Here is a 20,316-nt window from a genome sequence, read left to right on the forward strand (position 1 = left end):
TGCATTTCTAGGCACTACCAGGTTTGCTGAGCTCGCATCACGGCTTCGATCAGCTCGCGGACGGCACCGTGGCCACCGGGTAGCCCCGACACGTAGTTGCTGATGTCGCGCACGTCGGTGGCGGCATCGGCAGGACAGGCGGCGATGGCGCACCGGCGCATCACTTCCACGTCGGGCCGGTCGTCGCCCATGTAGGCAATGTGGGCCGGGTCGAGGCGGTGCAGGTTGATGTAGGTGTTAAAGATTTTCATCTTATCATCCACGCCCAGATAGATGTCGCGCACGTCCAACGATTCCAAGCGCTTGCGGACCCCTTCTTCCTCTCGGCCCGAAATAACCACGATCCGGTAGCCTTTAGTCAAGGCATACCGAATAGCATAGCCGTCGCGGATGTGGAAAGCCCGCGCCTGCTCGCCCGAGTTAAGGGCCAGCATGGTGCCATCGGTAAGCACGCCGTCTACGTCAAGTATAAAAGCCTGAATAGCAAGCAATTTAGAAGGAGTAATGGTTGTATCCATCGTATAATAAGAATGGTTAAATGGACGGAGGTTAAATGGCTGATCGTTCGGGCATCAGAACAATTAACCATTTAACCTCCAGCCATTTAACCATATAGAGTATTTATTGATTATCACGCCATTCGTACACCCACTTAGCCTGAATCTGCTCCAGGTGGCCTTCGTTGGCTTGTTCGCGGGTGCCCTCGAAGTTAGGCAATGTGAGCACCCATTCCAGCAGTTCGGTGAAGCGGATGCGGTAAATTTTTGCCTCCGTGAAGTCATCGCCAAACTTTTCATAGAGTGCAATGGCGATATCCTCGTGGTCGCTCCACTTAATGGGGGGCTCGAAATGATTCATATCTGGGCGTTGAAAAGTTCAGAGGGTTGACAGGCGAAAGTTTACGAGTTGAGAATATAAAAAGCTGGCTTCACCTGACTTATTGCAGTTTTCGGCTTGCTGGCGCTTTTTCTCCCAACTTTCAAACGTAGCCTTAGTGGCCCAGGAAATCCTGGGGTGGAATAAGGATAACCAGATCGTTGCCCTCGGCCTGCACTACGCACTGGCAAGCCAGGCGAGAGTTGATGCGTGGATTTACGGCGCGGTCGATGAAATCCTCCTCTTTATCAGAAATTTCGGGTAGCTCATCTTCGCCCTGGAGCACGTATACGTGGCAGGTGCTGCAACCGCACACACCGCCGCAGTTGTGCTGAAGCTGAATGTCGTTGTTGAGGGCCACGTCCAGCACCGACTCGCCTTGGGCTGCTACGTGAGTCTGCGCGGGCTGGCCATCCTGAAACTGGAAGGTGATGTTAATGGTATTCACAAAGTAGGGTTCTGGGGGGCAATTGCGGGCACGAAGGTACGCACCACCGCTCCCTTATCAAAGCTACAACTCTGTCTCGTTGTTTGGCACCACGAAGGGCAATTGTTGCTGAATACTGTCGCTCAACGACTTATACAAAGCCAGCCAGGCCGGATGAGCGGTTAGCTCCGCCTGATGGCGAACCAGCGTAGGCACATCACGGCGGGCAGCGGGCCCGGTTTGCACGCTGAAAGGCGGGGCAGCTATGGCTTTTTCCACGGTTTCGCGCAGTAAGGGCGCCAGTAGCTCAAAAGGCAGGTTCGCCTCTGATAGTAAGGCATGGCTGATGCCTAGCAGGTGATTGGTAAAGTTGCTGGCAAATACGGCCGCTACGTGTAGGCGCTGGCGTTGAAGAGTAGCCACCGGCTGCACCAAATTGCTCAGACTATGTCCCAAGGCCATCAACACTGTTTGCCCGGTTTCATCGGCAGCTTCAATACAAAGCGGTACGGTTGCCCAGTCTATCACGCGGCCGGGACTAAAAGTTTGCAACGGATAAAAAACACCGCCTCGCACTTTAGGGTAAGCCTCAAACAAACTCAGTGGCAAAGCACCCGCCGTATGAGCTATCAAAGCACCAGCCGGGAAATTAGCCCCGGCCAATACCTCCGGTACAGCCGCGTCGGGTACTGAAAGCAGGTATAAATCGGCGGGCGGCTGAGTCCTGAAATCGAGGCTGGGGCTAACCACTGCGCCGGATAGTTGGGCAGCCAGGCTTTGGGCGCTAACTGCCGTTCGGCTCCAAACCGAGACGACCTGGTGGCCAGCTTGTAGCAACGCGGGACCTAGTAGGCTAGCCACACGGCCGGCACCAAGCAAGGCAATACGCTGGGGGGCAAATATGGGCTGAAGTGTGCTCATCGGACGCAAGAAAGTGCTTAATCCCCTGATTCTGTTGTCCCGCCAGCAAAACGTCCGTTCCCAGCCGCAGCGTCAGATTTGATGGATGGCGAAGTCATCGTTATGCGTAGGATTAGCCACATACAGCAACTTATCCACAAAAAAAGCCCCCCAGAAAGCTTCTGGGGGGCTTTTTTTGTGGATAAGCTGTTTATTAAGCCACCGATTCCGCGCGGCGCGGCGCGGGTGCCTTTCTAATGGTGCTTTTGTCTGTGGGAGCAGGCTGAACGGAATTTTCGCGCAGCTCGCGGCGGCGCTTGGCGAAGGCCATTCCAAATCCAACCGTCATGAGCAGCGTGCCGCTCCAGAGCAGATTGATGAAGGGCTTTTCCACAGCTTTCAGGATGATATAATCCTTAGCCGTAGTACTGACGCCGAAGGTGAACTTGCCCTTCTCAGGATCTACGTTGATGAAAGACAGACGCAGGCCCAGGTCTTCTACCTCATCGGGTACGCGGCCAATAAGCCGGTCGCGCACTACAAACATGGGATGCACGTGGTACTTTTTCTTTTCTCCATGCACGATAAAATCGCCCTGAATAGCTAAGTCGCCCTTTTTCAGGCCTAAGCCGGCCGTTTGATGAGCAGGCTCGATGGCCCGCAGCACTGCGAAGTAATCGTTCAGGAAAATGGTGTCACCCACGGTGATTTCGTGCTCTTTCACCTCGGTCCAGTCCTTTTCCTTGCTCGGATCGGGAACGGTGCTGATGTGAGAGTAAATGTCGTGGTCAACGAACTGCTTGAGCGCTGGTGAAGCCAACAAGCCCATCTCTTCATTCACCTGAGCCCGGGGGAAAAGCGTGAAGGCTTCCTGCGTTTCGCGGTCTTTGTACTCAACGCGGTAATAGGTATTCTCAGGGCGGATTTCGAGCGTATCACCAACCTTGTAATAGGTCTTGTCCTTGATTTTTATGTCGCCGCGGGCAATTACCTTATACTCATCATCGGTACGATAAATCAGCTCCTTATTAACGTACTCAGGCATGCCGGGCACCTCAAAATACTGGCCGGTGTAGCTTACATCGTATTTGCCCATCGGAGCTATTTCGTTGCGCCAGAGCAGTACGTTGTCGCGGTTTATCTCCTCCGGAAACTCACGCGAGTACACAAGGCCCGATACGTTCGCGGAGATAATATTGGAATAGCCCGCCGAGGCCAGAATGCCCAGCAGCATCAGCGCTACACCAATATGAGCCACACCCCCACCCGATATACTTACGCGCCGCATCATTAAGCTGAGCACCATTCCCAGGTTGGCCAGCACCCCAAACAGGGCTGCCGTGAGCAGCAGAATATAGGTCGGCTCCATCTGAAGCTTGTTGTAGCGCACCAGCAGAATAACCAGCGCCGCCCCCAGCAAAGTCAGAATACCGGGCACTGCCAGCGAGTTCATCAGGCTTTGCTTGTCGTTTTTCTGCCACCACATCACCTGCGCCAGGCCCGACAGCAAGGCCACACCCACGCCGATATACAGCTGAATCTTGGTGTAGTGCGCAATCTGGTCGGCGGGTAAAGCCAGGTTAGATTTGATGCCCAGGAAGCCCAGGAAAGAATTGTAAACGGGAATGCTCGTTGTTACCAGCACCTGGAAAGCGCCGAGGCACAACACGGTAGCCCCCACAAATACCCACAGCTCAGCATTATACGTTGTCAGCTCTTTCTCGGAAATTGGGATGGTCTTCCAGCGCCACACCAGCATGCTGATAGCCACTATAAAGAAGAAGCCCATGTAAATCAGCAGCTGCCCAGACAGACCTAAGTCGGTGAAGGAGTGCACCGAAGCATTGCCTAACACACCACTGCGGGTGAGGAAGGTAGCATACAAAATGAGCAGGAAGGTGGCGATGACCAGCACAAAAGAAGTGCGCAGGCCCAAGCGGCTGCGCTTCCACAATATCATGCCGTGGATGGAAGCCACCAGCACCAGCCACGGAATATACACGGCGTTTTCAACCGGGTCCCAGTTCCAGTAGCCGCCAAAGTTCAGGGTTTCGTAGGCCCAGTAAGCGCCCATCATCACACCCACGCCCAGCACCAAGGCGCCCAGCAGCGTCCAGGGCAAAGCGGGCTTCACCCACTTGCTTAATTCTCCTTTCCACAAGCCAGCTATAGCAAATGCAAATGGCACCAGCGTAAGCGCAAAGCCCAAAAAGAGTGTTGGGGGGTGAATTACCATCCAGTAGTTCTGGAGCAGCGGGTTCAGACCAGTACCATCTTTGGGAATAAAGTTGGGATCGTTTTTCCAGACAGGCAGATCAACGAGGAAGTCGCGCAGCAGAATAAACGGCGACGAGCCAATTTTCAGCTCGCCTATTACGACGCCCAAGATCATGGAAGTCAGGAAAAGCTGCACGCCGGCAAACACCGTCATCACAGGCGCTTCCCACTTCTTATTAAAGCGAATGATGGCTACGCCCAGCACGACGTGCCAGAATATCCAGAGCAGGAAGCTACCCTCTTGCCCTTCCCAGAAGCAGGAAATCATGTAGTACACCGGCAAATGGTTGCTGGAGTGGCTCCACACGTAGTAGTACTCGTACCGGTGGCCATAGATCAGGCTAAACAAGCAGCCGATAATGGACAGCACCGCCACGCCGTGCACCAAAAAAGCCCCCCGGCCCAAGCGCCGCCAGACAATATCGTCGTCGCCTAAGGGGCGGCGGCTGGTTGCCATGTAATAGGCATACGCCGCCACGATGGCGGCCACAAACGCTATGATAACACTTAAGTGTCCGAGGTCGCCGATGAAAGTATTGAGCATTTCTTTTTAATTAATAATTAAGAATTAGCGATTAAGAATTGATGCTTGAGTTTTGAAAGCACTGACAACCAATGTGATAAACTCAACTACTAACTCTTAATTGTTAATTACTAATTGATGGCGGCCGTTGCGCCTTTCACTTCTGTCTCCACGTACTTGGAGGGGCACTTCAACAGGATCTTATCGGCCACGAAGATGTCGTTACGCATTGCGCCGGTAATCACTACCTGCTCCGACTTGTCAAAATCCTGGGGCTTGGGGTTGAAGTAGATAACCCGCTGCGCAATCCGGTTGGTATCAACCAGCGTGAAGGCGAAGTAGTTAGGATCGAGCGTAGGATTATACTCCAAGCCCGTGATGTTTTTCTGATTGTCGCGGGGTAGGCGGCCTACTACGTGTACTTTGGTCAGGTTGCCTTCAGCAGCGCGCTCACGGGCTTCCTTGAAGGATACATACACGCTGGCATCGCCGGCCGCGCTCATAATGATACCAATAGCAATGGCAATTACCGCGATGGCGAGAATGTGGGTTTTTTTCATGTTGCGAAGAGTGCGGGTCGGTTAATCTGAACAACTAAAGCCGGATGAAAAATCCTTGGGGGGCAATTTTAGATGAGTAACTCGTTTAGCGAATCTCTTTTTCCAACCGGCTCACTTTGCGGTCGAGGGAAATGAGGTAGCCAATCAAGCCAATGACTACAATTAAAATCACGGCAACGACCACGTAGATCTTGCCGCTTTGGCGCAACGCATCCGCCATTTCAGGGGTGTCGGCAGTTTGCGCAACGGCTCGCCCAACGGTAGCAAGCAGCGTCAGCAGGAGCAAAAAGGCGTTACGCCAGCTGTTTTTCATACATCTTCTGTTTGAGAAATTCGAGGCGGCTACTCACTTGAGTAATCCAGAAGCCAATGAGCGTCCAGCCGATGACGGCGGGATAGAATACCATGCGCATGTTGCTATCCAGGTCATAGTTGCTAAAACCAGGGTTGCCGCCCGCGCCAGGATGCAGCGAATCGGTGAGGCGCGGCAACACGAAAAGCAGCGGAATGGCCGCCGCAAACGCAAAGATATTGTACACGGCGCTGATGCGCGCCCGCTGCTGCTCATCGGTAAAGGACGAGCGCAACACAATATAAGCGCCGTAGATAAGCATCGCAATGGCGGCCCCATTCAGGCGCGGATCGGACGTCCACCAGGCGCCCCAGGTGTAGCGCGCCCACATGCTGCCCGTGGCTAACCCCAACATTCCCATCACGATACCCGTCTTGGCCGACTCGTGCGCCAAGGTGTCGAGGCGGGCAGTGGGCGTGCGGAGGTAGCGGATAGAGTAGTAAACCGACGTGGTCAGAATAATGGTCATGCCGAACCACATCGGCACGTGGAAATAGAGGTTGCGAATGCTTTCGTTCACGATATCCAGCCGCGGCACTGGCACCAACAACCCCGCTACTACCGTGTACAATACCAACACGATAGCAAGCACTTTCCACCAGTTTCTTTTTAGAGACATGAGAAGCAAAACGGTGAATGGAAAAACAAGCCCGAAGACTTGCCAACTAATCCTGCTGCAAAACAACAAGCTGACACGGTAATTTGTGACGACTTGCGGGGGGCTTTTTCTTGATTATTATCACTCATTATCAGAGCCTTTACAACTAGCCGCGCCACAAAAAAGGAAACAGCAGGTACGACACGGCCGTCACGATCAGGTTCAGGGCCAATAGCGTAAGCAGGGAGCCGCTGCTGGCCTCAAACTCCAGCCCATCGAGGGCGTTTTTAGATACTTTGATGAGCAGCAGCAGCATCGGAATCATGATGGGGAAGCCAAGCACCGCCATGAGCGTACTGCTGTTGGTGGCCTTGGAGGCAATGCCCGACACCAGCGTGAGCGTGGTAGCAAAGCCTACGGCGCCCAGCCCCACGTTGCCAACAAAAAGCGGTACATCCTGCACCGGATTGCCCAGCACCACAGCATACAGCGCAAACCCAACCAGCGCCAAGCCCAGCAGCAGCACGGCGTTGTAGGCGATTTTGGCCAGAATTACGGCCTGCGGCCGCACCAGCGTATAGTAGTAAAGCAGGCGGCCCCGACTTTCCTGCAAAAAGCCTTTCGCGGCGGCATTTACGGCGGTAAAAAGCAGGATGATCCAAAACAGCGCGTTCCAGGCCGGAGCCGGTAATTGCCCCCCACGCAGCGCAAAGCTGAGATAACACACAAATACGGTGCTGCCTACGTACAGCAGCATCCCATTCAGCGCCGCCCGTTGCCGCCATTCCAGACGAAAATCCTTCTGCATTAAATACCAAATCTCACGAAGGAGCAACACGGCCACGGGACTAGTGAATGGGACCACAAAGATAGTCGCTGGCGGCTGGTTTTTACTGCTTCGGGCCTGATGTTTAAGGTCTAGGCTTTGAGGGCAGCTGAACTATACCAGCCATAAAAAAGCCCCCCGGGTTATTTCCGGGGGGCTTTTTACAATAGATTTCGGACCCAAAAAGTGGTTTCGGAGCTAAACTTTAGAAGTCGTAGCCGAGCGTAAAGTATAGCTTGGGGCTCAACTGTTCAAAGTCTTCCTGCCCCCAAGCAATATCTCCTTTTCCGTAGAAGCCCAGCAGAGTTGTCCGGATCCCGAAGCCGTAGCCCACGAGCAAAGGGTTGCGGAAGTTGACGACAGTAGCCGAGAAGGAGTTGCCATTCCCACCTATTATGTTGGTATTAAAGGAGTTGTTTTCATTGAACGGATTCGGGCCGGAGTAAGCCGAGCCGGCATCAGCAAAAGCGGTTAGCTGTAGGTTGCGGAAAAAGCCTGACTCTACTGGCTTACGCGTGAGGTACTGAATGATAGGCACCCGCAGCTCGGAGTTGAACAACACATACTTTGGGCCTATGCGCTTGCTATAGTCAAACCCGCGCAGATTGGTCACAAACTCCTGGTAGAACATCTGCGTGGGGTCGTAGGTAGAGGGCAGAATGCGCTGGTCGTTCTGGTAGTCGTTGTTTAGCCAGTTGTCCATGCCGCCGAGACGGAACTGCTGCCGTGTATCGCCGAAGAACTGCCCATAGCTGGCGCGGTTGGCCCAGATGATCTGCCGGTGAATCTTCTGGTAATGACGCAGATCCACGTAGATCTTGCCGAAGTTCTGCGACTTGTCATTCAGGCTGTTCAGCTTCATTACACCCACTTTCATGCGCGTGCCCTGCAGCATATTAACGCCGGTAGCAATGGAGTTATCATACACCAGCTCGCCGGTCAGGCCCAGATAGTTGCGGCTTATGTCCAGCGAGTCGTCGAATACGTTGATCAGCGTTCGGTTCACATTCACAAAGCGTGGCCCGCCGCGTAAGCTCAGGTTGTGCGTAAGCGGATAGGCAATGGTAGGAGCCACCTCATGACGGCCATAGCGGGTACGGCCCAGGCCGGTCAGGTCGAAGAAATAAGCCTGTTTCTGGTAGCGTATGCTCCAGTCGTAGCGGCGGCGCAGGTCCGTGTACTCGGCATATATGCTGCTGGTCTTTAAATCGGTGAGACCAAAAATGCCCGCCTGAATGCGTTGGTTTTCAAACAGGTCCGTCATGTTGGCCTGCCCGATCAAGCCAAAGCCCAGCAACGGATCTACGTACAGCGACGACACGACATTATCGATGCTGAACTGCGGGCTGTACCGATACGGACCCGTCAGAGCGAAGGCATCGGCCGGTGGAGCGGTAGGCAGATTAGCGGCCGTAGCCGAGCGCCGCCGCGCATTGGTTCGCGTGGGCGCATCCTCATCAAACTCATAGTTGCTGGTGTTGATGGGCTCCTCTGTCTGCTTTTGAGTTACTTGCGGCTGCGGCGTCGCCGTCGAATCAGTCGCAATTTGCCCCCCAGGCTGCCCTGCCAGTGTGGAAGTAGAATCAGCTACCGGCGCAGGCGCGGGCTCTTGAACCGGAGCTGGCGCGGGTGCTGGCGGCGGTGGCGCCGACCGCTCTTCCAGTATTTCCTGACGCGCAGTTTTGGCCAACGTCATATTCTCCGGCAAGGCATAGGTGGGATACACATACACCATGTCGCGGGCACGGTCGGCGGCTATAAATCCCAGCGCGCCAGTACCGGCATGAAAGTCGAAGTCCTTGAGGTTGGTGGAAAAGTTACTGGCCGCCGTCCGCTGACGCGTGGTGAGTGAGTAGCGGTACAAGCTGCGGATGCCACTTTCTTCGCCCAGGTACAAAATCTCGGTGTCGGACAGGGCGCGGGGCCGGCCTTCGTTGGAAATAGTGCTCACCAGCGACTCCACCGGCTGCTCGCGCCCATCAAGATGATACAGAAACAAATCGTAGTTATTCACGACGCTGGCAAAGTTGCCCTCTGCCGTGCCGTCCGACCACCGGTTGGAGCTGAACACGATACCGGCGCCGTTGGGCAAGAAAGTAGGCTGCACATCGTCGAACAGATCATTGGTGATGCGCTCGGGAGTGCGGCTGCCGGCCCGCAGCAGATACAGGTCATTTTGCCCCCCACGCGTACCGCTGAACACCAACGACTTGCCATCGGGCGAGTATGCCAGATCGAGCACCTGGGAGAAGGGCTGGAAAATAGACGACCCACCTTTGCTGAAGGGCAGAGCTTCGCGTAAGTTGGTTATCACCCCATTCAATACGCCGGCATCGGCAGGACGTAGCCGTAGCGTCATGTAGCCTTTATCCATCTCCGCTACCGCTACCTGACCGTTTCCGCGCCAAGCCAGCACTGGCAGCCGGTTTTCTACCTGCTGGTCAGGTGTTTTGTAGCCACCACGGTGAATGGTGTTTCGGCCAGAGCCATTACGGTTGACGGTCATCACGCGGTAGCGGCCACGATCAAGGGCCACGTATGCCAGACGCTGCCCATTGGGGCTCAGTACCGGCTGCGAATACTGCACCGCTTTGCGGTTGTTGCTTACAATCTGGTTTTTCTCATCGGGCTGCACCAGCGGCACCACTGGCTGGGCATTCAACTGGCGGTAGTAAGCCAGCCAATCGCGCAGGAATACTTTATAAGGCACATTCAGCGAGCTGCTGATGCCTACTTCCACGTCGCGGGTAATGCGCGTGAGGTTCAGAATATTCTGGATAGTGGTATAGCCGTAGCGCTCCGCAATGTAATTCCAGACGCTCTGGCCCGCCAGCTGGGGATTGCGCAGGAAGAACGGGGCTGTTTTGGTGCCCTCGTACTGCTGCGTCATGTCGCGCATGTAGTCATCCATCTCCACGCTCCAGCCCTCGGCGGCATATGATGATGCGCCGGCAATAAACCACTCGGGCAGCTGCAATAAGTAGGTGCTCTGAATAACTTCCTTCAGCGAGCCGCCATACATCATGTCGTTGAGCAGCACGCGGGTAATCTGGGAGCTTACATCGCGCTTAAACAGTGTTTGCTGACCCTGAAACGCAATTTGCACCTTATTCATGCGCAGCAGCGAGGTTTCGCCACCGGTTTGATACTTGTCGCTATCCAGGCCGATATTGCTCTGCCGCAGGTCGCCCACGGAGTTATAGAGCATGAGCGTAGTCTTGGAATAGGGGTAGTAGCCGATGAGGGAAGAGACGCGCTGGAGCTCTTTTTCGGCATACTCGGCAGCCCGACGGGCGGTAGTTTCGCCGCCGGCGTAGTAATAGATATTAAAGTTCTGGGTGCTGAACAGCTGCCAGTCGAAGTCCTTGTACTGGATGCGCACGCGCCCGAACTGCTCCTGAGCCGTTTGGGCCTGGGTTTCGCCGGCCGCCAGCAGTACTCCCAGCAGCGCCCCAACCACCCAAAGCCGACGCGTTATAGAAAAGGATAGGTGCTCCATATAGATAGCAAAAGGGCAGAAAATCAGGAAGAAACGCCGACCTCAGTAGGTACGGAAATATACAACGAATGATACCGCGAAATATTGACCTCGGGCCACAGCGCTTCGGTGCCTTCCAGCACGTTGGCGAAGTGGGTGGCCAGCCGCGGCGCCAGCATAACACCCTTGGAGCCGAAGCCATTAAATATACTCAAAACCGACCAAGCTGGATGTGTGCCCAGCACAGGTTTTCGGTCGCGCACGGCGGGCCGAAAACCAGCCCGCTGATCCACTACCGTAAACGGCTGATCGGACATCTCGCTAAAGCGCTGACTTAGCTCCGCAAGCGCCTCTGGTGTAGTGCCCAAGGGCAGCGGCGGCCACCGATACGTAGCGCCTACCCGAAACTGCCCGTCGCCGAGCGGTACCACATAGCCGCCTTTGTTCAGCACCTGAGCCGTTGATAAGCCCTCGCACTGCACATCCAGCACTTCGCCCTGATTGGCCGTAACCGGGAGCCAGCTGAAGTACGGATTCCGCATGACGGCGGTGCCCTCGCAACACACCAGCTGACGCGCTTGGACTGCGCCCTTATACGTCACGCCGGCCGGGCTGATAACAAGGTCATTCCAAGCAAAAGTTTCGTGCCGAAGCCAGCCTTTTTGCAGTCCATCAGAGGCCAGCGCCGCCAGCATTTCGCGCACCGCCACGTAGCCGCAACGACGAATAAAAATGCCCCCCAGACTGGTTTTTACGCCACGTATCGAAGGCAAATCGGTGCTTATTTCCTCCACAAAAGCCCCCCAGGGCTGATCTGCGCTGCGGGCCAGAATGTAGTTCTGCTCTTTTACCGAGGAGAACAGCTTGAGAATAGGCGTTTCGAAGAAAAACTGCTGCCCGAAATCAGCTTCGATCTTGCGGTAAAACGCGGCTGCGGCCGTCAGCAGCTCGTCGGCGAGCCAAGTCAGAACAAAGCGCTGCCCGGTCACGGGATTCATCAGGCCGGCGGCCACGTTCGAGGCCGAGTCGGCGCGGGGCTCGTCGAGCACTAATACCGAATGGCCACGCTGCCGCAGCTCGTAGGCCAAGGTAGCGCCGGCCAGGCCGTGCCCGAGAATAAGGTAGTCGTAAGAGGTCATCGGGGGCAAGGTAAGGCGAAAATGGCAGCGGGATAAGGCGGGTGTGCGTTGCCGGGCTCGCGCAACTTCAAGCTAGTCATCGTAACTTACCCTCCCAATTACATTCGGCCCGTGCCGGTTCCCATTTAGCCCCTCTATGACCGTATCTGGTTTTACTTTCAACGCTTTCTCCGAGAATACCTACCTATTGCATGACGCCACCAAGCAATGCGTAGTCATTGACCCCGGCTGCTACGAAAAGGCCGAGCAACAAGCCCTGAAAGCTTTTATTGAAGCCGAGGGCCTGCGGGTTGTACTGCTGCTGAACACCCACTGCCATATCGATCATGTACTTGGCAATCAATTTATTATCGACACCTATAAGGTGCCTTTCCTGATTCACGAAGCCGATTTGAGCGTGCTGCGCGCCGTACCAACCTACGCGCCCAGCTATGGCTTTCCGCAGTATAACCCGGCCGAGCCTACCGGGTTTTTGATGCCTGGCGAGCCTCTCACTTTCGGCGAAACCAGCTTGGGAGTACGCTTTGCCCCGGGTCACGCACCGGGCCACGTGGTGTTTTATCACGAGCCCACCGAAACCGTTATTGGCGGCGACGTACTATTTCAGGGCAGCATCGGCCGCACCGATCTGCCGGGGGGCAATTATGAGATGCTTATCGAAAGCATTCGCACTCAACTGCTTACTCTTCCCGATTCGGTAACCGTGTATCCTGGCCATGGTCCGGCTACTACTATTGGGGCCGAACGGCGTTCCAATCCGTTTTTGCGCTAACGTCGTTTTTTAGTTTTCATGAAGAATCATTTACCCAACGCGATTACCTGCCTCAATTTATTTGCGGGCTGCCTGGCGCTTTGCAATGTATTTGCCGGTCGTCTGGAGTTGGCTGCTTACTTGGTGGGCTTGGCCGCGCTTTTTGACTTCGCCGATGGCTTGGTAGCTCGCGCATTGCACGCCAGCTCGCCCATTGGCAAAGACCTTGATTCACTAGCCGATATGGTTTCCTTTGGTGTGGTGCCGGGCGCTATGCTGTATCATTTGCTGGGCCAGGGGGCAAGTTCCCTCCCCGACTGGCTGCCGTACGCTGGCTTCATTCTGACCGTATTTTCGGCCTTGCGCTTGGCTAAGTTCAACAACGATACTCGCCAGACTACTTCTTTTATCGGTTTGCCCACGCCGGCCTGCACACTGGTTGTGGCTTCCCTGCCCCTGATTCTGACCTACGACACTTACCATCTCTCGTCGATTATCCTGAACCCGTGGGTGCTGCTTGGCCTGACTTTACTACTGTCGGGCCTGTTGGTAGCGGAGCTGCCGTTGTTTGCTTTGAAGTTTAAAAACCTGCGATGGCAGGACAATTCGGTGCGTTTCCTGTTTCTGATTGTATCGCTGATTCTGCTTTTGGTGTTGCAGGCCGCCGCCATCCCGCTTATCATTTTGCTGTACGTGCTGCTTTCCTTATTCCGCCCGTCTTTTGGGTGATTTTTGGGCGAATAACTACTCGCTACAATATTTATAACAGCTGGTAGTTATGTAATTGGCCGTCCCGCCTGCAAGTTTTTTTTCCGCTTATCCGCTTTCTATCGCCCTACTCGTTTATGCGATTTTTTCGGCTTCTGCTGCTCATTTGGGGGTTGGCGGGCTTTGCGAATACTGCGCAGGTCCAGGCCGCCGAGCAAACAGTGCAGGCCGCCGTGGAGTGGCAGGGCCACGAAACCGTGTACACGCGCACTGGGCAAGCCAGCCGCACTCCCTCATTTCGGGGCGCTACGTATGCTCCCACCGACCGCGTTGGCACCTACACGCTGCGCCTTAATGGTCGGGTTGTTAGTGGCCAGCTTCGCAATGCGGTGTATGAGCCCTTTCCTGCCGCTGATGCTGCTTTGCTTGCGGCGGCAAATTTGCCCCCCGAGCCCGCGCTAAGCCTGCGCACCACTACCGAGCTACGTGCCCCCGTCAGTTTTCTCACGCTCCTGCCCGTACGCCGCAATCCGCAGAGTGGGCAGGCAGAGCGGTTGGTTTCGTTTGAGTACACGTATGTAGTGGCCCCCGCGACGGCCGCCCGGGGCGGACGGCCTCATCCGAGCGCCTCGGTGCTTCAGCAAGGCGACTGGTTTAAGATTGGAGTGCCCGCCAGCGGTATATACAAGCTGGATAAAGCTGCCTTGACGGCTTTGGGCCTGAATCCGCAGACGCTTGATCCACGCCGTCTCCAACTCTACGGCAATGCCACGGGTATGCTGCCGCAGCCCAACAGCACTTACCGCCCCGATGACCTGATTGAAAACGCCGTTTTTGTGGCCAACGATAACAACGATGCCATCTTCAACGACAACGAATATGTACTCTTTTACGCCCGTGGCCCGCATACCTGGGAGCGGGAAGCGCCAACCGTTAACCGTTTTCGCCATTCCTACCATCTGTACACTGATACGGCGTACTACTTTTTAACGGTTGGCGCGGCGGCGGGCAAGCGGGTGGCTACGGCTCCGGCCATAACAGCTGCTCCCACAGCCACCATCACCACCTTTGCCGAGCGGAAATTTTATGAGATTGATCTGATCAATCTACTTAAATCGGGGAGGCAATGGCTGGGCGAAAAGTTTGAGTCAGGCACTCGTCTGGAAATTCCGTTTACCATCCCCGACCTCGTTCCGGGCTCTGCGGTGCAGCTTACTTCTTCCGTGGCGGCGGCCTCAAACAGTGCTTCCAGCTTCCAAATCAGTGTTGGGGGGCAAAATGTGGCCTCTCAATCGGTGGCCGGCTACAGCTCAAACTTTTTCTCCGAGATAGCCAATACCAGCGTACTCACGGCCTCGGTGCCAGCGCCGGGCACGGCTGATTTGCGTGTCTCGATGACTTACAATGCCAGCAACCCTTCCGCTGCCGGCTACCTCGATTATCTGGAGTTGAATGCTCAGCGTCAGTTGCGCTTTGTAGCTCCGCAGCTTGAATTTCGCTCATTCGAGAATATTGCTCGGGGTGCCGTTAGCCGATTTACCATAGCGAATGCAACGGGCGTTACGGTGTGGGATGTCACCAATCCACGCCGGCCGGTAGCTCGTCCGCTGGATGGCATTGGCACTTTTGTGGCGCCCACCGATTCTCTGCGCGAGTTCATTGCCTTTGCGGGCTCCAGCTTTGAGGCTCCGCGCAGCTTTGGAAGGGTAGCGCCCCAAAACCTGCATGCCTTAAACCTCGACGGACGCCTAGACTTTGTCATCGTTACGCACCCGCTGTTTCGGGCGGAAGCCGAGCGACTGGCCGAGTATCGCCGTAACCCCGCCCGCGCCGCCGACAAGCTGAATGTAGCCGTGGTAACTACTGAGCAGATCTATAATGAGTTCAGCTCCGGCGGGCAGGATGTAACGGCCATCCGCGACTTCATGAAAATGATTTATGACCGCACCCCGGCCGGAAAGCGCACCATGCTCTTGCTCTTCGGCGATGCTTCCTACGATTATAAATCAGATCCCACAAATGATCTGACCAAAGTTCCGGCTTGGTGGAAACAGCGGCGCCTGTCTGAAAGTGGCTCGCCTGACATCGACAGAATCAATCAGAACTTCGTGCCGGTGTATGAGTCGCGCGAGTCGTTCAACCGCGTATTTCCTCGTCCCGGCGCTCCTGCCCTCTCCTACTCCTCCGACGACTATTTCGGCCTCCTAGACGACGACGAAGGCCGCTGGGATGAAGGCGGCCGCCCCACCAGCGAAGGTCTCGATATTGGTATTGGTCGTTTGCCCGTGCGCACGCCCACCGACCAGCCCCGCTCTACTGCTCAGGCCAAGCTGGTGGTGGATAAGCTCATCACTTATGACTCACCAGCCGCGTACGGCAAATGGCGCAACCGCGTCACGTTCGTGGCCGACGATGGCGACGCCAATGAGCACGTGCTGTCATCTACGGAACCGCTGGCGAATGACCTGATCACGCGCCGCCCTGCCTACAACGTGCACAAAGTTTATCTCGATATGTATCCGCAGGTAGCCGGCGCTGGGGGGCAAAATTCGCCTGCTGCTACCCGCGCCATCGATGAGGCCATTGAACAAGGGTCGCTTATCGTTAATTATGCGGGTCATGGCGGGGTGCGGGGCTGGACCGATGAACAGATCTTCACAAAATCCGACGTTCTGAACCTGGAAAACGTAACGCGGCCAACCTTCATGCTCACGGCCACCTGCGACTTCAGCACCTACGACGACCCCGAATTTGATTCGGCTGGAGAAGTTGCGCTTACCAATGTAACGGGTGGCGCCATCGGCTTACTGACGACTACCCGCGTCGTGATCTCCACCTTCAACCGCTTTTTGAATGAACGCTTTTTTGCCGTCGTGTTTGCGCCTGTGAATGGTCGTATGCCTCGCTTGGGCGATGTGATGGCGCTCACCAAAAACGGTAGTCAGGCCGGCGATAACAATCGAAACTTCTCCCTGCTTGGTGATCCTTCCGCGCGCCTGGCCTACCCCGAGCAGTCAGCGGCTATTCGCCAGCTGAATGGGAAAGCTATTGCTACCGCTACTGATACGCTCCGGGCCCTCTCCCGCGTGGACCTAGCCGGCGACATTACGACAGCTGCCGGCGCCATCGACGCTGGTTTTAATGGTAAAGTGCAGGTTACTGTATTCGAAAAGCCTTCTACTGTAACGCTTCTTGGCAATGAACTAAACGATGGCCGGCCCACGATAGCCGTGCAGCGTGACATCATTTATGATGGCCAGGCCAGCGTGCGCAATGGCGAATTCAAGCTCACTTTTGTCGTACCCAAGGATATCAATTACAGCTTCGGCCAAGGTAAAATAAGCCTTTATGCCGCCGACACTATTCGGCGTGCCGATGCCAGCGGCGCCACGTACGCAGCCGTGGGGGGCGTTTTGGATAACGCGGCCGCCGACACGATACCACCCGACATCCGCCTGTTTATGGATACAGAGTCGTTTGTATTTGGGGGACTTACGGGCACATCAACTACGCTTATCAGCCGTTTGCGCGATGATAACGGCATTAATACCGCGAGCTCCGGCATCGGCCACGAAATAACAGCCACGCTGGATAACGATGTAAGCCAACTCGTCGTTCTAAACGATTACTACACAGCCGAGGTTGACAGCTTTCAGGTCGGGCGAGTTCGTTATCTATTTAAAGACCTCGCTCCCGGCCCTCATCTGCTGCGCGTAAAAGCTTGGGATACATTTAATAATTCCGCCGAAAAAGAAATTGAATTTATAGCTGCTCGTACCGAGAAGTTGGCGCTCGATCATGTATTGAACTATCCCAATCCATTTTCGCGCACTACCACATTTCATTTTGACCATAACCGCACCGGCGACGATCTGGACATTCAGGTGCAGATCTTTACCGTATCAGGCAAATTGGTTCGCACTTTGCGCACCACAGCTATTAGTAGTAGCTCGCACCTTAGCGATGTTACCTGGGATGGTCGGGACGAATTTAATGATCAATTAGCCCGTGGTGTGTACGTCTACAGGGTCAGTGTACGTTCTCCGCGCGACGGCTCTACTGCTTCCAAATACGAAAAACTAGTTCTTCTGAATTAACTTACTGGTCTCACGTTTATCTTTCAGCCCATCTTTTCCCGATTGTATGCTCTTGTCGAAGCTGCCACTGCGCTATGCGCTTCTCCCCGGTTTGCTGGGTTTGTCAATTGCGGCTACGGCCCAAATCACCAACTCGAAAGTCATTACCACCGCAGTTCCAGTTCTCACCCTCAGCCCTGATTCTCGGGGTGCTGCTCTTGGCGATGCTGGCGTAGCAACTTCACCTGATGCCAACTCAGCTTACTACAATGCAGGCAAGTTGGGCTTTGTACCTAACCAATACAGCGTGTCGCCATCTTACTCGCCGTGGCTGCGCGCCATTGCTGACGACATGGGAATAGCCTATTTATCGGGCTACGCTAAGCTAAACCAAAGGGCAGCTATTTCCGCTTCACTTTCATATTTTGATTTAGGTGAAATTGAATTGCGGTCTGCATTTAATCAATCCGAAGGCCGGTTTAACCCGAAGGAGTACGCTTTTGCTTTATCCTACGGGCAGAAGCTCAGTGAGTATCTGGGAGTAGGCGTTACGGCCCGTTACATTCGCTCCAACCTTGTCGGCCCTACCAGTGGTGGTGACTCTAAGCCGGGCAATGCTCTCGCTGTTGACTTAGGCACTTACTATACCCGCGACCTGAGCATCGGTGGTGGCGCCTATAACTTGGCGCTGGGAGCTTCTATTGCCAATATTGGCAACAAAATGACCTACACCGATGCCAATCAGGCCGATTTTCTGCCTATGAGTATCAAGTTAGGCACTGCCTTCACCCGCGAGCTTGATCCTTATAATAAGCTTACGCTGACCCTCGATGGCACTAAACTGCTGGTACCTAGCCCTTATTATGAGGATAATGTAGCTACCGACAATGCCAGCCAGCAAGCATACTTCCTGCGTCGTGATGCTGAAAATGAAAAGAGAAGACAACAAGGTGTAGTTAGCGCTATCACTAACTCCTTTAGCGACGCGCCGGGGGGCTTTTCTGAAGAGCTACAAGAAATTAACCTTTCCGCTGGTCTGGAGTACACGTACAAGGATTTGCTGATGGCTCGTGTGGGGTACTTCTACGAGAACCCTGATAAAGGCGACCGTCAATACCTCAGCTTAGGTTTAGGAGGCCGCTTCCAAGTATTCGGAATTGATGGTGCCTATCTAGTGCCCAACTCCCGTGCGAATCCTTTAGCACAAACTATTCGAGTGTCGTTACACTTTAATTTCAATAAGCTCGAAGAAGCTTTTGGTAACGACGCTTCCTCTGTCAACTAACTAGCTTTTATGCTCGACCGTCAAGTCGCTCCCCCCGTTCAGCCGCTGGCCAGTGTCACACTGCCCGCGGCTGACGTGTTTTCACTCCCTAATGGAGCTCGTCTGCACGTACTACGCAACGATGCCCAACCCGTCATTCGGCTGCAATTAGTATTTCCGGCCGGGAAATGGTATGAACCATTACCTGGCGTATCACTTCTTGCTGCCCGTATGCTCCTGGAAGGTACCAGAAGCCGCACAGCTCGTCAAATTGCCGACACCATTGCTTTCTATGGTGCTTCGCTTGAGTGTGAGCAGGGCTTTGATCGGGCTACTCTTACTCTTTATTGCCTCACTCGCCATCTCGAAGCGCTCTTACCACTCGTACTGGATGTAGCCACAGAAGCTACCTTTCCAACTACAGAGTTTGAGCTACTCAAGTCACGTACTATTCAAAACGTACGAATCGAGCGGCAGAAAACTGGTTATTTAGCTGCAGAGCGTTTCTCTCACAATCTATTTGGCAACAACTATCCTTATGGGGTAACGTTCGATGAAACTTCATTTGAGAAGCTTACTACCGAGATAGTCAAAGCGTTTTATCATAAAGCTTATCGGGTTTGCTCCGCAGAAATATTCCTATGCGGCGACATTTCCGATCAAGATGAACGACTCGTTGCCCAAACCCTCGGCCAAGGTTCCACTAATCATCAGGAATCAACAGATCAAGCTGAGCACAATCTTATAGCGGTTGCTCAACACGACTATGTTACTGTATCACAAAGCTTACAGGCATCTCTACGAATCGGGCGACTCTGGCCAAGCCCTACCCACCCTGACGCGCATTATTTACAAGTGTTAGTTAAAGTGCTGGGGGGCTATTTCGGGTCTCGTTTAATGAAAAATATCAGAGAGGATAAAGGATTTACTTATGGCATCTATTCCAGTGTAGCTCCACGTGAGCATGCAAGTATGTTTGTTATCGGTGCTGATGTGAATGCGGCAAGTGCCGAAGCAGCAATTGAAGAGGTTCATAATGAATTACGTCGCTTAAAGCAGGAGCCAATCCCTATTGATGAATTACAAACTGTAAAAACATATATGGCTGGAAAGTTTGCTAACGAGCTCAGCACGGTTTTCGAACAATGTGATAAGTATAAAACAGTTGTATTACTTGGCTTGCCAAGCACTCACTATTCCGACTTTCTAACACACATTAATTTGGTGAGTCCAGATGAACTACAGCAGTTAGCTCATACCTATTTATCACCGGAACAGATGATACAAGTAGTTGCAGGCCCAGCTAAGTAAAATCTAGCTGTACAATGGATTATGTAAAACATCATATTATCAAGCCTCTAGAAACAGAAGCCCCAACAGAATGACTGTTGGGGCTTCTGTTTCTAGAAGGGTCCAGCAAGAAATTAACTAAGTCCACTCAAACTTTATACAGCACCATCGTAAGCCCCTTTGCTAAAACAAGGGCGTACTAGCATCTCGAGGTGTGGGGGGCTATAAACGAGGGCAGCCCCCCGCATCCGGTATGGGGACGCTGGGGGGC

General features: G+C 54.2%; 16 protein-coding genes. 5 read left to right on the forward strand and 11 right to left on the reverse strand.

What is annotated here, in order from left to right:
* Nucleotides 1-14: 14 nt before the first annotated feature.
* The 11 genes from IEW06_RS14520 to IEW06_RS14570 all read right to left on the reverse strand — a co-directional run bounded on the left by IEW06_RS14520 (nt 15) and on the right by IEW06_RS14570 (nt 11,956).
* Nucleotides 15-518, reverse strand: a complete 504-nt coding sequence (locus tag IEW06_RS14520) for a KdsC family phosphatase (protein ID WP_187733155.1) — start codon at nt 516-518, stop codon at nt 15-17.
* A gap of 103 nt (nt 519-621) precedes the next feature.
* Nucleotides 622-858 carry a Fe-S cluster assembly protein IscX gene (gene iscX / locus IEW06_RS14525; RefSeq protein ID WP_133274108.1) on the reverse strand — a complete coding sequence of 79 codons (237 nt, stop codon included), beginning with the start codon at nt 856-858 and terminating at the stop codon, nt 622-624.
* Nucleotides 859-991: 133 nt separating this feature from the next.
* Nucleotides 992-1,324, reverse strand: coding sequence for a 2Fe-2S iron-sulfur cluster-binding protein (locus IEW06_RS14530; RefSeq protein WP_166075151.1), 333 nt, complete (start codon nt 1,322-1,324; stop codon nt 992-994).
* A 63-nt stretch (nt 1,325-1,387) separates the two neighbouring features.
* Nucleotides 1,388-2,224, reverse strand: a complete 837-nt coding sequence (locus IEW06_RS14535; protein WP_187733156.1) for a Rossmann-like and DUF2520 domain-containing protein — start codon at nt 2,222-2,224, stop codon at nt 1,388-1,390.
* Nucleotides 2,225-2,417: 193 nt separating this feature from the next.
* A complete protein-coding gene (gene ccsA, locus IEW06_RS14540; protein ID WP_188548472.1) occupies nt 2,418-5,024 on the reverse strand; it encodes a cytochrome c biogenesis protein CcsA in 2,607 nt (868 codons plus the stop codon).
* A gap of 110 nt (nt 5,025-5,134) precedes the next feature.
* Nucleotides 5,135-5,563 carry a cytochrome c maturation protein CcmE domain-containing protein gene (locus tag IEW06_RS14545; RefSeq protein ID WP_187733157.1) on the reverse strand — a complete coding sequence of 143 codons (429 nt, stop codon included), beginning with the start codon at nt 5,561-5,563 and terminating at the stop codon, nt 5,135-5,137.
* Nucleotides 5,564-5,648: 85 nt separating this feature from the next.
* Entirely contained in the window at nt 5,649-5,876 is a 228-nt protein-coding gene (locus IEW06_RS14550; protein ID WP_223284726.1) for a CcmD family protein, read from the reverse strand.
* A complete protein-coding gene (gene ccsA, locus IEW06_RS14555) occupies nt 5,857-6,585 on the reverse strand; it encodes a cytochrome c biogenesis protein CcsA (RefSeq protein ID WP_262891923.1) in 729 nt (242 codons plus the stop codon). The genes IEW06_RS14550 and ccsA (IEW06_RS14555) overlap by 20 nt, the downstream gene beginning before the upstream one ends.
* 94 nt (nt 6,586-6,679) lie before the next feature.
* The gene (locus tag IEW06_RS14560) at nt 6,680-7,321 is read right to left on the reverse strand and encodes a heme exporter protein CcmB (RefSeq protein WP_133274757.1); all 642 of its coding nucleotides are present in this window, start codon (nt 7,319-7,321) and stop codon (nt 6,680-6,682) included.
* 223 nt (nt 7,322-7,544) lie between these two features.
* A complete protein-coding gene (locus IEW06_RS14565; RefSeq protein WP_187733159.1) occupies nt 7,545-10,838 on the reverse strand; it encodes a PD40 domain-containing protein in 3,294 nt (1,097 codons plus the stop codon).
* Between the two features lie 23 nt (nt 10,839-10,861).
* Nucleotides 10,862-11,956, reverse strand: coding sequence for an NAD(P)/FAD-dependent oxidoreductase (locus IEW06_RS14570; RefSeq protein ID WP_188548473.1), 1,095 nt, complete (start codon nt 11,954-11,956; stop codon nt 10,862-10,864).
* 136 nt (nt 11,957-12,092) lie between these two features.
* Between IEW06_RS14570 and IEW06_RS14575 the strand changes: the two genes are divergently transcribed.
* The 5 genes from IEW06_RS14575 (at nt 12,093) to IEW06_RS14595 (ending at nt 20,066) form a co-directional block, all read left to right on the forward strand.
* Nucleotides 12,093-12,728 carry an MBL fold metallo-hydrolase gene (locus IEW06_RS14575; protein ID WP_187733163.1) on the forward strand — a complete coding sequence of 212 codons (636 nt, stop codon included), beginning with the start codon at nt 12,093-12,095 and terminating at the stop codon, nt 12,726-12,728.
* Nucleotides 12,729-12,746: 18 nt separating this feature from the next.
* On the forward strand, nt 12,747-13,436 hold the full coding sequence (locus tag IEW06_RS14580) for a CDP-alcohol phosphatidyltransferase family protein (RefSeq protein WP_187733164.1): 690 nt from the start codon (nt 12,747-12,749) through the stop codon (nt 13,434-13,436).
* Nucleotides 13,437-13,552: 116 nt separating this feature from the next.
* Nucleotides 13,553-17,512, forward strand: a complete 3,960-nt coding sequence (porU, locus tag IEW06_RS14585; RefSeq protein WP_188548474.1) for a type IX secretion system sortase PorU — start codon at nt 13,553-13,555, stop codon at nt 17,510-17,512.
* Nucleotides 17,513-17,558: 46 nt separating this feature from the next.
* Nucleotides 17,559-18,776: a type IX secretion system outer membrane channel protein PorV gene (gene porV / locus IEW06_RS14590; RefSeq protein WP_187733168.1), complete on the forward strand. Its 1,218-nt coding sequence runs from the start codon at nt 17,559-17,561 to the stop codon at nt 18,774-18,776.
* A 9-nt stretch (nt 18,777-18,785) separates the two neighbouring features.
* On the forward strand, nt 18,786-20,066 hold the full coding sequence (locus IEW06_RS14595; protein ID WP_188548475.1) for a M16 family metallopeptidase: 1,281 nt from the start codon (nt 18,786-18,788) through the stop codon (nt 20,064-20,066).
* Nucleotides 20,067-20,316 lie beyond the last annotated feature (250 nt).

Source organism: Hymenobacter qilianensis (genome assembly GCF_014638675.1).
GTDB lineage: Bacteria > Bacteroidota > Bacteroidia > Cytophagales > Hymenobacteraceae > Hymenobacter > Hymenobacter qilianensis.